Consider the following 13,247-nt stretch of genomic DNA (forward strand, 5'->3'; position numbering starts at 1 on the left):
ACGGAATTTCCTTATTTTTCAGTGGCCTCCGAACTTAAAAAGTCTTCTCCTACCAAAACCCCGTAAACTTTTCCTTTCAGCTGTTTCTCCAGAAAAAGACTATTCTTAGAAGTGCTAAAAATATGCTCTTTTTGGAAGGTATATTCCTCATCCGGGTCAAAGAAACTAAAATTGGCGGGAGAACCTTCATCGATTACCTGCTCTGCCACATTGAATCTTGCTTTCCCCGCAGTAAGAACTCTTATCGCCGTCTTCACAGAAAATATCTGAAGCAAAGCGCCCAGGGCCGATTCCAATCCAAGGGTGCCAAAAAAGGCATTATCGAATTCCACTTTTTTATGCTCCACATCAATAGGCGTGTGGTCTGTTGTTACCATGTCGATAGTCTCATCTCTAACTCCCGCAATTAATGCTTTAACATCGGTTTTGGTTCTTAACGGCGGCAGCACCTTGGCGTTAGTATCAAAGTTTTTAAGCTGCTCATCTGTAAAGAAAAGATTATGAATCGCTACGCTACAGGTTACATCAAGGCCACGCTCTTTGGCTTCCCTGATAATTTCTACAGATTTGGCTGTCGAAATGGTAGGGATATGCAATTTACCGCCCGTGTACTCGAGAATATATAGATCACGGGTGATCTGTAATTCTTCAGCCAGCGCCGGTATTCCTTTTAATCCTAAAAGAGTACTGGGCTCATGCTCATTGACCTGTCCGTTACCTGCTATTTTATTTTCCTGCGGAAATGACATAACAAGTCCGTCGAAATTTTGAGCGTATTGCAGTGCGATCTTCAGCATATTTGGATTGGCAACAGATCTTTTGAAATCCCCAAAAGCAATGGCACCTGCCTGTTGCATATCATAAAGCTCGGCCATGTCCTTACCTTCACTTTTTCGCGTGAGGGCTCCAATAGGGAATAAGGACACCGGTTGTTTACTGGCTTTATTCAGCAGAAAAGTCACAGCACCCTTGTTGTCTGTGACAGGATCATTTCCGGGATTTAGAGCTATGGCAGTAAATCCACTTTGGCCAGCCGTTTTAAGTCCGTTTTCAAGAGTTTCTCTTTCCTCATATCCCGGTTCTCCAAAACTTACGCTACTGTCGAACCATCCCTGGGACACGTGGAGATTCTTAAAATTTATCTCAAGATCTGGCTTTCGGGATTTGATAGAAGGGGCAATCTCTTTGATGATGCCGCTCTCTACCAGAATATCCATCACCTTGTTGTTATATGGACTTTCATTATCTATGATCTTGGCCGATCTAACCAGTATTTTCATTTGAGGAATTTTAGGATAAGCATTTCAGTAAGTAAGAAAAACAGTGCTAAAATAATAAACCATTTCCAAAGCGTATGGACTTCGCCGGCAGATTTAATGTCGTTAAATACCTGCGGAATACTCTGGTGAACATAAACCCCGTCCAGCACCCGAATGTCCTTTTGCACAGGTAAACTTTCCCTGCGATCAACATTAAAACCAAGACTTGTTAGAATAACAGAATCCTGAAGCACATTATAATGCCCCTCCTGCTGTGGCAGCTCGTTCAAAAAAAGATCTACTTTATTCTGAAAGCTTTGCTGCTGCGGAATGAAGGTAGTTTTAGAAGAGGCAAGTTTAAGGATCTCGTCCTTCTGAAGATTTGCCTGAATACTTATTTTTTGCCGGTTTCCCAGGAGGTAATAAAGCTTATCGGGTGAGATAGCAAGATTACCAATATTGTAAAAGGTAGGAACGATAAGAGGTGCGCTTTTAAAGTTAGCATTCTCTTTTCTTAAAGCGGCTGTAAAGACGAAAGTGTTATTCTGCTCATAAAGAAAAGGCTGCCCGTTTTGATATTTCAGGATCCCTGATGGAGTTCCCATTACAGGAAAAGAACTTTTTACCTTTGGATATTCAAAGTTAGATACCCGCTCATTAAAAACGCTTTCATACAGCGGATGACTGAAAGTAATATCAGTAATTAATTTTTCCTGATCGTTTCTTATTCCAAAGACGGGAAGCCCCAGATTTTGAAAAAGTCCATTGTATTCGGAAAGGTTCGCTGCCGGAGCAGGGACAACAATGAGAAAAACCTGTTCCCGGACCAACTGCTGCAGCGTAGAGATGAGTGAAAAAGGGATCTTTTCGGGCTCGTTCAAAATCACAAGGTTCGCCTGCGATAATAGGTTATAATCGATGTTGTTTTCGGGAAAAATATGAAGAAGAAATTCCGGTTCTTTATAAATGCGCTGCAGGTATTCTGCTTCTGTATCCCCAATAACTACCACCTTCACCGGCGGAGTTTTATTGATACTGAAGTACAGCCGGTTATCAAACTGCAGCCCGTTATCATCTATCCTGATGCTTCCGAAGGGTATGGCTTCCGAAGCAAAACTAAAAGTTGTGCTGCCTTTTAGCTCTTCATTAAGCGGAATAGTCTTTCGTGCCAGCAGCCTGTCTTTATCATACAGCCCGACAGACACTTCCTCCTGCAAAACTCCTGAAGCCGAAATCTCCACTCCCAGCACCGTTTCATCCAGGCTTCGGGAAGAAACAAAAGCAGAATCTATGGAGATATTCAGATGGTTCTCTGTCTCTAATTTTACAAGATAAGTTGAAATATTATCAGCAATGGGTGCGATAGAGTCACCCGTCTTTTGAAAATCTGAAATTGCGATAAAGTTCCTTTGAGCATTCCCTTTGCTTCCAAAAAGATTTTGAGCTTTAAGATGTACGGATCTCCATGGCAATTGGGTTTCAGAATAATCCAGTGCCTGCAATCTATGTCTTAAAGTGGCAGCAGAAATATTCCTGTATTCGGAATTATTGGTAAAAAGAGTAACCTGTGCATCCTCCGGAAGGTTTTCCAGCAGGTCCTGAATGCTTCTCCTTAATAAAATGCCGTTTTGGCCACGGGCCTGCATGCTATAGGAATTATCCAGCCAAATTACGGTCTCTACTTCTTTGACCTCTCCCGAGGCAGGAGGGAAGTATGGTTGGGCAAAGGCGAAGATCACACTGGCCAACAGAAGCAATCGGGTGCAAAGGATCAGGAATTTCTTTAAACGGGAGCTTTTGCGCGTTTGAAGAACAGCCTTTTTTAAAAATTTTACATTGGTAAATTTGGTAGTCCTGAACTTTCGCAACTGGAAAAGATGCACCAAAATTGGGATGACCAGTAGAAATAGAGCGTAAAGAAGTTCAGGATGTTTAAAATACATGCGTTGGCATACTTTTACCAAATATAAAAAAAGGCCTTAGCAAGACCTTTTAATTTGGAATTTAAAATTACTGCCTATTCCGGGATCTGAATCGATTGAGATCCTGCCACCCATATGGTCCAGAAGTTTTTTAACGGTAGCCAGGCCAATCCCGCTTCCGGGATTCCCGTCACGATCGTTAAGGTCCAGAGTGGTAAAGAGGTCGAATATTTTTTCAAAATTTTCTTCCGGGATCCCGTTGCCGTTGTCTTTCACCTCGAAAAAGTAAAATTCCTGAGAGGCGTTGTAAGAGATATCTACCCGCCGCTCTTTCTTATCATTATATTTAAGGGCATTGCTAATCAAATTCATGAAGATCTGCGTTAATGCAGCCTTGTTTACCTGTTTAAGAATCCCGTGAGAAGGATAGGTGATGATCACCCCGGGATCTACGGTGTACAAGTTTATAATATTCTCAAAAAAGGGTTTTAGCTCCACATCTTCTTCTTCCTTTTCCAGAATACGTTCACTGCGATAAAAGATGAGCAGCCCATCGACATAATTGCGAAGGCTGTGGGAGGCCTGCGACAGGTATTCAATATATTGCTTGGTCTCCTCATTGAATTTTTCCTCGTTCTCTTCCCTGAGCAGGTCCACCAGAGATATAATGTTGGCGAGGGGGGATTTGATGTCATGGGAAACGACGCTTGCAAACTTTTCCAGGTCGTGATACCGCTGTTCAAGGTCTTTTTGAACCCGTTGATATTGGTTCTTTTGCTTCCCAAAAACAACTACGTTAAGCATTTGATTAACCAGTATCTTTAAACTGCTTTTTTGAACATCGGTAAGTTCATTTACTTCCGGATCAAAAATGACCAGTACGCCCAATTTTTCTCCGGAAGCGGTTTCCACAGGCACCCCGATAACCCCCGAATAGAATCTGTGGATCTTTTGCAGGTCTTCCCGGTCAAAAACAAGAATATCATCCTGCTGCAGGATTTTACTCCAAAGATTATCCCAGTAGGGAATTTCTTCAGGTGCACAGCCGTAACTGCTTTTTATCCAGCTATTACCGTTTTCAACGATAACCAATGCGGCAATTGGCGCCTGCACCGTTTCCGCACAAAGGAACAGGAGGTCCGAAAAATCTTTTTCTGAGGAAGATCTTAGGATACTGAATTCTTCAGGAGCCGATAGCTGCCGGGATTCATTTTTTTGAATATGCGAGTTAGGCATACATATTTTCTAACTTAGAGGTAGTTAAAGATATTAATTGTCCTTAATAAAAATAACATTTAATATTTTTTTTCAGAAATCTCCTACAGGATCTTTGATATAAATATTCATTTTATTTAGGCTACCTGCATGGTAGCCTTTATCTTTCCCTTTAAAGTAGCTCCTCAATAATTTTCAAAAACTCCAAGCCCAAAAAGGGCAAAATCATACTTCACGGGATCGACAGGATCCATTTTCCGCAGGTGCTTATCAAGTTCTGCCAGTGCTTTTGCATCATTTTGTTTCCGCTTAAGAAGGCCCAGCTTTCTGGCAACATTTCCTGAATGTACATCTAAAGGGCAGCTGAGTTGGGCAGGGGATATGCTGTTCCAAATTCCAAGATCCACCCCTTTATTGTCATTTCTCACCATCCATCTCAGGAACATATTGATCCTTTTTGCTGCGGAATTTTTCATTGGATCACTAACATGTTTTTCAATCCTTATCTCATGTGGCAATTCAAAAAATATTTTTTTAAACTCATGAATTGCAGTCTGTAAACCATGATCATTTGAATAATTACTGAATATATGTTCAGGACCTTTATATTCGCTGTAAATATGCCTGAAGGCTCTGATAAAATAGATAAGATCTCTCCCGTTAAAAGTACGGTGCACGAATTGCTGCAGCCTTTCCAGATCTGCTGCTGAGTGCTGCATCACAAAATCATAGGGAGTATGATCAAGCAGATCCATTAAGGAGTAAGCATTTTTAAGGATGCTCTTCCTGTTGCCCCAGGAAATGGTAGCAGTTAAAAATCCGGCGATCTCTATATCTTCTTTCCTGCTGAAAAGGTGGGGGATCTGAACAGGGTCTGTCTCAATAAATTCCGCAGTATTGTATTGTTCTACTTTAAAATCCAGGAATTCTTGGAGTTCTTTGCGGGTCATTTTGAGAATTGAGATGTGAGAAGTGAGATGTGAGAATTTTTTGTTTGGTACGGATTGTGGGTTAAAAATGAATTAAGAGATAAGAGCCAAGAATCAAGACTTTAGATAAAAGCAGAACCTTGAACTTTAAACCTTAAACAATCTTCCCGTCTACCATAGTCAGTTTCTTGTCTGCCATGTTTGCAAGTTCTTCGTTGTGAGTAACAATGACAAATGTCTGCCCGAATTCTTCCCTCAAATCAAAAAATAATTTATGCAGATTTTCTGCAGATTCACTGTCCAGATTCCCAGAAGGTTCATCGGCAAAAATAACGCCGGGGTTATTGATAAGGGAACGGGCTACTGCTACACGTTGCTGCTCTCCACCACTCATTTGAGCGGGTTTATGATCTGCTCTTTTTAAGAGCCCGAGAAAACCAAGTAGTTCTTTAGCTCTTTTTTCGGTTTCGGCTTTCGGCCGTTTTCCAATAAAGGCGGGAATACAAATATTTTCCAGGGCAGTAAATTCCGGAAGTAACTGGTGAAACTGGAAAATAAACCCAATGTTGGCATTTCGGAATTTTGCCAGTTCTTTGGCGTTGAGAGCATAAACGTCCGTATTGTTAACTTTTAGGATACTTTCGTTATTGCTATCGGGTTTTTCGAGGGTGCCAAGGATCTGGAGTAGAGTGGTCTTTCCGGCGCCCGAAGCTCCAACAATAGATATGATCTCACTTTTTTGAATGTGCAGGTCAACTCCTTTTAGCACATGTAGATCATTATAGGTTTTATGAATATTCAGGGCTTCGATCATAGTTTTTGTCTCAGTTGCAAACTTAGCCTTTAAAAATGTTTTTTATGTTATTGTAGTCCAAATAATAGACTATCCGCAGCGAAAGATTGTGTCTTGCCGGCTGGTTGAAGAGGTTCTCCAGGCTTTCGGTGTAGGCCAGGGCGCTAAGATTATCCTGTTTAAAAATAGAATTCCTGTAAAGAAGTATCATCTCACTTCCCGGGGCAAATCTCCACTGGTAACTCAGGTCGAGGTTCCATATATTAAAATTCGCATCGGGATCGTTATTCTCTGTTACCTCATATACTACAGGTTCCAGTCCTCCCGAATTCAACAATCTGCTGAAGTTATCTTCGGAAAAAGTAGCTGAAGACCAGAAATTCCGGAAGCTAAGGCTTATCGCCTCGCGGGTATTGAAGTTGTAACTTCCCTGTAGTGCATTCTCAACACTCTGCATATCCCGGGTCCCGAAAATGACATTTTTGGGCAGTAATGTCACAAAGCTCTCGCGGTTTTCCTCCTTCATCCATCCAAAATTATATATAAGTTTGAGCTTGTTACTCACCCGGAATCTTGGGCTAAAACTAAACCTTAATTGTTGATGGGTGGTTTTGAGGTATTTATTGTAACTCAGCCGCGAATCCACAGCGATTCTTTTCCGATAATCTGAAGAGATCCATGCTTCAGCAGCAGCATTTTCGGGATATTCAATATAAGTGTTATCCTTTCGAGGTTCAAAAAAGTCCCGGAAAGGCGTACTGTAATTGGCAGATCCTCCAAAGGCAAACCTGTCACGGGTCATTGCAAAAAAAGAGGTCCCAAAATTGGTGGTCACCGACATATCGGGATCATACCTGCGTTGATGATTTCCCATCAGCCTAATATTATATTCATTGAAAATCCCTTTAGGCTCAAAGATCCTGTAAGAGGTCTCCCAATAGAAGTTGTTATAATTGTTGGTGAAATTGAGGCCCATGTCATTGATGTCATAGGTTTCATTAGCAAATTCATGAGACAGGCCATACCTAAACCTTCCTTTGGAGCGTTCAAAAGACAATAAGGAGGCAAATCCCATTTTATTGCTGTTCGGTAAATTCACTCTGCTCATTTTTGCTTCTCCGGATAGGTTAAAAGCACTTGCAGGGGTATAGACATCAAAAAGAAAACCTGTGACATTAGCATCTCTAAAATGGCCTTCCCGGGTGACATTGGTGTTGATAAGGGAAACAGAGGATTTTTGGTCAAATTGCTGGTCCAGGACTAAAATATTGTAGTTTGCAAAAGGCTCCGTCACCACTTCTCTTGCCTCACCGGTGACCGGATTGTACAACCTTGCCTTTTGAACTTCGGTAATTGCATTGAAGAAGCCAATACCGAGGCCGCTGTCTGTCCTTCCCGAGATCTTGAGCGCATTAAGAAGATTGGTGGTTTCAGGATTATCAACAATCTCTTCATCATTCAGCTTTGCATCCTGTACAGCATTAAAACCTATGGGAGTATCACCAATTCTGCGGGAATAGAAAAGATCTCCCTTTGTAAAAAGTTCGGTTCCTTCAGTAAAGAAAGCCCTGTTTTCCCCAAAAGTCTGCTCGAAGGGCCCCAGGTTGAGCTCGACTTCATCGTAAGGAGTCTGTCCAAAATCGGGAATAAGCGTGGCATCAAGGGTGAAAGCATCGTTGATCCCATATTTAAAGTCCATTCCTGCGTTAAAGGCCGTGGAAGTTTCACCGTCAAAATGATCTACCTCTCCCGAAACATATGGATAGAAGCTTAACCTTACAGGAGCATCGATATCTCTTATGCCTTTCAAAAGTCCGTTGTAATGAGTCGATACCCCTATAGATTTATTGATATAATTCCAGACATAGCTCTCGTTAAGGTGATTGATTTTACGGCCCAGCTGCATACTCCACAATTGTTCCTCTTTATCTGAAAATCTCAGGGCAGAGTAGGGGATCTCCATTTCAACATACCATCCCTTCCCGTCTATGGATACCTTTGCATCCCAAACCACGTTATAGGCAAAATCTTCATTATTCTTTTTCATCCTGGCATCGGCAATTGTTCCTGCGGCAGTTACATAAAATCGGGTTTGATTCTCACCATCATTGTAGGTGTTGATGTCAATGATAAAATAATCAACAGTTGGAATGTTGTCCCTTTGCGCAAATTCCCGTCTTATTTGTGCAGGATTGCTGTCAAAAAGATAGGCTGCTACATATAGGGCCTTATCCGTATAGGCGATTTTCACCTCGGTAGGGTGGGTGCTTCGCGAAGGATTTCCATTTCCAGGTTCAAACATGACAAAATCTGTAGCTACAGGAATATTCTGCCATAGCTCTTCCCCAGGAACACCATCTATAACCGGCTTCGATTCAATTCTGGTTGCTGTATAAGACTTTTTCTGCTGTGCATTTTCCTGTGAAAAGATCAATCCGGAAACTAAAAAAGAAATAAAGAACAGCAGATTTCTGAAGGGCATGAGGTAGATGTTAAATCAAATAGTATTTTGCATTGCAAGTTTACGAATTCCTTATATTTTTAATATTGGCAGGTTGCTTGTTTTTCCTTACATTTTGAAAAAAGAAATGATGGAAGAACATAAATTTGAAACAGCCACTCTTGCAGGAGGATGTTTTTGGTGTACCGAAGCAGTTTTTCAGCGTGTGGATGGAGTAAAGAAGGTGATTTCCGGATTTACGGGAGGACATATTAAAAATCCGCCTTACAGGGAGGTGGTAACACAAAGGACCGGTCATGCCGAATCAGTGCAGATAAAATTTGATCCTGAAAAAGTCAGTTTTGAAGAATTATTGCTCATCTTTTTTGCTACCCATGATCCAACCACGTTAAACCGCCAGCAAAATGATGTGGGGACCCACTACCGAAGTGCGATCTTTTATCATTCCGCGGCACAAAAAGAAACAGCAGAAAAAGTTATAAAGCAACTGGAACAGGAGAAGGTTTTCCAGGATCCTATTGTGACCGAAATCACTGAAGCAGGTGATTTTTACGAAGCCGAACAGGAGCACCATGATTACTATAATCAGAACAGGAATCAGCCTTACTGCAGGGTGATCATTGATCCTAAAGTGCAAAAGCTAAGACATACTTTCTCTGAAAAGTTGAAATCTGAAGCTTAGAAAAATGGCACTTTTATTGCTAATTAAAGGAAAAAGAAAAACAGATGAACATCGAAAAGAAAAAGTTATTGATCAAAGGCCTGGTATATGACGCCATAGGTATGGCGAGTGGTGCGGTACCTTTAGTAGGTGGATTTCTTGACCTGTTATGGGCACCATATGCGGCTAAGAAAATGGCTGCCATGTATCCCGGTAGAAAAGGTAAATTAGGTTCTGTGATCGTCTTCCTGGAAGAAATACTACCGTTTAGTGATATTATACCAACCTTTACTTTAATGTGGCTGTACACTTTTGTATGGCAAAAGGATGAAGATTATGGTCAGCTACAACCAATCAGGGTAAGGAGCTAGGTCAATAACGAAAAGACAGGATATCAAAAAGCCGGTTGCTCAAGTGCAACCGGCTTTTTTATTTTCATTTTTGAGATTAACTTGTTTAACCGGGATCTGGCTTCTGAAGTTTTCTTTAGTTAAAACCTTATTCCCGCGCTTAAAATGATATTTCTCCCCATATTGGGAATTCCTTCAGGTTTCAACCTGGAGAGATGAGAAATATATGTCTTATTCAGCAGATTTGTTCCGGTGATCCTGAAATCAAGCAAAGCCCTATCCAGAATAACCGAGGTGCCAAGCCCGGCATTTAAAAGAGAATATCCTGAAGTTTCAGATTCAAAATATCCTGTTCTGTTTTGTTCAAAGACGCTTTTTAAACTCAGGCTGGCATAACCCTCCTTAAAAATATCATTTTCGGGTAGTTCTACCCAAAAAGTATTTAAGACAGATTGTGCTGGAATGAGAGGCAGGTATTCCCCGTTCTCCTGTTTTCCTATTACCAGCTCGTAATTGCTTTCAAAATGAAGCCAATCCAGGGGATGTGGATGAATGTGTATTCCCGCTTCCCCGCCATACAGCTCTGCATCATTTTGCTGATACTCGAATACAGGATCTTCATTCATAAATTCTCCTGTAGGATCCAGGAAAATATAGTTTTTAATGGTGTTGTAGAAAGCATTGGTAAATATTTCAAAGTGTTCATTCCTGAATTCCAGAGCCAGATCCAATTGATAATTCTGCTCATTATCGAGAGCAGAATTCCCGATTTCAAATCGGTTAGTACCATGATGGCTGCCATAGGAAGTGAGTTCGGCAAGATTAGGTGCCCTAAAGCCGCTCGCAAGATTTAATCTTCCGGTAAAACGGGATGTTAGATCCACTTTTACTCCCAACGCCCCATTATAGCTGTTGAAATTCCTGTCAAGAGCCGCAACTTCAGTTTCGGCCTCATGATTTTCGTATGCTTCCGCAGAAATTCTCCTGAAATCATATCTTAATCCCGCCTGGAAATCCACTTTTTCGAGGTGGTAATGCGTGGTTCCAAGAATTCCCACATCTGTTGTGGTTGCATCGGGAATTAATATTTCTTCAGCAAGATTTTTATTGGACTGGAACATTCCCTGCAGGCCGATTATAGTTTCGAATTTTCCACGGTCCGGGAAATGATATTTTACATCGTAGTTCAAGGTACTTAGATGCATCTCAAGAGCAGGCCCTTCCTCTTCATTTTCATGTTCTTCGTGCTCTTCCCCGGTTTCCTCTTCATGATGAGCCTCCTCAAATTCTTTACGGTTGTTAAAAAGATATCCCAGCTTCACATCCAGGCTGGATTCCTCAAAATAGAAAGAATTGTCAAAGCTAAGAATGTGGTTGGCTACCTGTTGGTACGGTTCCAGTTTTGTCCGGGAAGTGCTTTGCAGACCGATCTCTTCAGGAATACCCGAGGTATTGCTATTAAGATTATAGCGCAGATCTCCTTTGTAGCTGTTATTTCTGAACCCCAACCCGGTTTTAAAATCATATTCTGTAAAACGGGTATTTGTCACTCTTTCACCGTCTCCTGTTTCATAATCTACATGACTAGCAAAATTTCCGCGGAATATGAATTTAAGTTTATCACCTGAAGTTTTTACTCCGGCGTTAGCTTCAAAGCCTTCTGTATTTGAATAATAGGAAGTCTCACCATCCACAACCGTAGAATCTGCCGGGGCAAATCGTTCGGGATTGAGATACAGCACCCCTCCCAGGGCATCACTTCCATAAAGCAAAGATGCCGGACCTTTTATAACTTCCACACTCTCTATTCCCGAACTGCTTAGGCCTAAACCATGCTCATCTCCAAACTGCTGATTCTCGAGTCTCACCCCCTGGGCATAAACCAGCACCCGGTTTGAACTAAGGCCACGAATGACAGGTTTCCCAATTGAAGAACCCGTGGTAACCGTTTCTACACCGGCAATTTGAGTGATCCCATCGGTGATCCTGTTGCCACCGGTGCGTTGCAGACCTTCCATAGTGACACGTTCCACCTTCATGACGTTCTCGCTTTGAAGCTGATGAAATGGAGTGGAAATAATTACCTCTTCCATCTCTATAGCAGTAGGAGAAAGATTGATAACAAGATCCTGGTCAAGTGGTATTTCGATTTTAATGGTTCGGGTACCAAAACCAAGAGAGGAGATCACCAGGTCGTAACTTCCATCAGAAAGATTTTCAATAATGAATTTCCCTGTTAGATCTGTAATTGTATTTCTTTCGGGTTTAATTACCTGCACTGTAGCGCCAATAACAGGCTGATTATTTTCGTCATTTACAACCGTGCCTTTTATGGAGTTTTGGCTATAAATGTTGCCGGCTGCCAGTAATAGCAGCCCAAAAATGATATTTTTCATGGGTATTAATTAAGTACGTTATAAAACTGAAGCGACTGCTTCTCTCAAATTTGCGTTAAACCTGTGCCGGAGGGGCACGAAGGGAAAAATGCAGTTTTTGAAACGTACTAATATGAAGATATGCCCCCTTTACGGGATGCATGGAAACTTCCGGTTCCTGTGGGGTCCAGGTAAAGAGAGGAGGAAAGGAAAAAGAATTTTTCTGAAAATCAAAAAGTTCACAATCTATATTCTTTTCGTGAAAATGAGATTCAGCATAATGGTTACAGAACTCATGCTTATGTCCTGAAAAAACGTGGGCAAGATCTATTGCTGAAGGAAAGATGATCAATCCTGCAAAAACAATAAATAAGGTCTTTTGCCACATTTTCATGGAAAAATTATTTCAGGATTTTAGCAAATCCCATTCGGGACAACATATTCTTTTCGAACTGCCAAAAAAACCGGAATTGGCCAAAGATCCAACCGTAGGCTACAAGAAGTACCTGGTAAATTGGAAAGATCATTAATAATCTTAAAATATAATAACTTAGGCCTCCCCATAAAAATTCTGAAGAAAAAGCCATACGATCAAACCCGATCAATTCCAGAAGGGGTTTTGCTACAAACAGGGAAGATGAACCTGTTAGTGCAAAGACTGTAAGGATAATTAAAATTTGCCAGTTGGAAGAAATCCCCCAGCGTTTTTTCAATTTATTCATGCCGCAAATATAAAAAAGAAAAAAGGATTAAGACCTTTCATTTTTCACGGCTTAATATGTACAGCTATAATCGGGTAGGGACGGAGAATCTTTGATTGTGATTTCTTGAAAGATAGACGAAGTAATTATACAGTTTATAATTAACGTCATAACCGTAATCAATATTGGGATCATAATTGATCTCCCTTTCGTAAATATTTGGATCATACCTAAAAGGTTGCTTTACCCTGGCATTATAATCGGCCACAAGAAATTGATTTTTATTTTCAAGATAATCCTGTGAATAATAACCTTCGGGATGTGCCACAGCATTGAGGAAATAGGAAAATCCGGGATCAATTATAAGGATCTCATATTCCAGGCTGTCATTTGCGATTCTCACGGTATCACTTTCTGAAGCTACCGCGGTATCCTGCATTTTTCGGTCACGGGTAGAGGAGCAGCTGTAGATTCCTACCCCAAGGAATAGTATGAATAAAAAGTATTTCATCTTGTTGTTTTTAAATTCTATTATGTTGGCAATTGAATTATTCTAGTCAATTAGACAATAAGTATTTGCT

At 41.0% G+C, this 13,247-nt stretch carries 12 protein-coding genes; 2 read left to right on the forward strand and 10 right to left on the reverse strand.

The window, feature by feature from the left end:
* Nucleotides 1-11 precede the first annotated feature (11 nt).
* From CRO16_RS08695 to CRO16_RS08720, 6 genes are all read right to left on the reverse strand, one after another.
* On the reverse strand, nucleotides 12-1,280 hold the full coding sequence (locus tag CRO16_RS08695) for a dihydroorotase (protein WP_097056002.1): 1,269 nt from the start codon (nucleotides 1,278-1,280) through the stop codon (nucleotides 12-14).
* A complete protein-coding gene (locus CRO16_RS08700; protein WP_097056003.1) occupies nucleotides 1,277-3,202 on the reverse strand; it encodes a BatA domain-containing protein in 1,926 nt (641 codons plus the stop codon). Before CRO16_RS08700 ends, CRO16_RS08695 begins: the two co-directional genes overlap by 4 nt.
* Nucleotides 3,203-3,238: 36 nt before the next feature.
* On the reverse strand, nucleotides 3,239-4,417 hold the full coding sequence (locus CRO16_RS08705) for a sensor histidine kinase (RefSeq protein WP_097056004.1): 1,179 nt from the start codon (nucleotides 4,415-4,417) through the stop codon (nucleotides 3,239-3,241).
* Nucleotides 4,418-4,581: 164 nt separating this feature from the next.
* Nucleotides 4,582-5,346, reverse strand: a complete 765-nt coding sequence (locus tag CRO16_RS08710) for a TIGR02757 family protein (protein ID WP_097056005.1) — start codon at nucleotides 5,344-5,346, stop codon at nucleotides 4,582-4,584.
* A 133-nt stretch (nucleotides 5,347-5,479) separates the two neighbouring features.
* On the reverse strand, nucleotides 5,480-6,139 hold the full coding sequence (locus CRO16_RS08715) for an ABC transporter ATP-binding protein (protein WP_097056006.1): 660 nt from the start codon (nucleotides 6,137-6,139) through the stop codon (nucleotides 5,480-5,482).
* Between the two features lie 22 nt (nucleotides 6,140-6,161).
* Nucleotides 6,162-8,600, reverse strand: a complete 2,439-nt coding sequence (locus tag CRO16_RS08720) for a DUF5916 domain-containing protein (protein WP_097056007.1) — start codon at nucleotides 8,598-8,600, stop codon at nucleotides 6,162-6,164.
* Between the two features lie 109 nt (nucleotides 8,601-8,709).
* Between CRO16_RS08720 and msrA the strand changes: the two genes are divergently transcribed.
* Nucleotides 8,710-9,261, forward strand: a complete 552-nt coding sequence (gene msrA, locus CRO16_RS08725; RefSeq protein ID WP_097056435.1) for a peptide-methionine (S)-S-oxide reductase MsrA — start codon at nucleotides 8,710-8,712, stop codon at nucleotides 9,259-9,261.
* A gap of 44 nt (nucleotides 9,262-9,305) precedes the next feature.
* Nucleotides 9,306-9,611, forward strand: coding sequence for a hypothetical protein (locus CRO16_RS08730; RefSeq protein WP_097056008.1), 306 nt, complete (start codon nucleotides 9,306-9,308; stop codon nucleotides 9,609-9,611).
* Between the two features lie 119 nt (nucleotides 9,612-9,730).
* On the opposite strand, the gene CRO16_RS08735 is transcribed toward CRO16_RS08730, so the two are convergent.
* The 4 genes from CRO16_RS08735 to CRO16_RS08750 form a co-directional block, all read right to left on the reverse strand.
* A complete protein-coding gene (locus CRO16_RS08735) occupies nucleotides 9,731-11,986 on the reverse strand; it encodes a TonB-dependent receptor (protein ID WP_097056009.1) in 2,256 nt (751 codons plus the stop codon).
* Between the two features lie 55 nt (nucleotides 11,987-12,041).
* Entirely contained in the window at nucleotides 12,042-12,359 is a 318-nt protein-coding gene (locus CRO16_RS08740; protein ID WP_097056010.1) for a hypothetical protein, read from the reverse strand.
* Nucleotides 12,360-12,366: 7 nt separating this feature from the next.
* The gene (locus CRO16_RS08745) at nucleotides 12,367-12,687 is read right to left on the reverse strand and encodes a DUF6787 family protein (protein ID WP_097056011.1); all 321 of its coding nucleotides are present in this window, start codon (nucleotides 12,685-12,687) and stop codon (nucleotides 12,367-12,369) included.
* 64 nt (nucleotides 12,688-12,751) lie between these two features.
* On the reverse strand, nucleotides 12,752-13,177 hold the full coding sequence (locus CRO16_RS08750; protein ID WP_097056012.1) for a DUF6146 family protein: 426 nt from the start codon (nucleotides 13,175-13,177) through the stop codon (nucleotides 12,752-12,754).
* Nucleotides 13,178-13,247: the final 70 nt, after the last annotated feature.

This window comes from Salinimicrobium sediminis, assembly GCF_900215295.1.
GTDB classification, from domain to species: domain Bacteria; phylum Bacteroidota; class Bacteroidia; order Flavobacteriales; family Flavobacteriaceae; genus Salinimicrobium; species Salinimicrobium sediminis.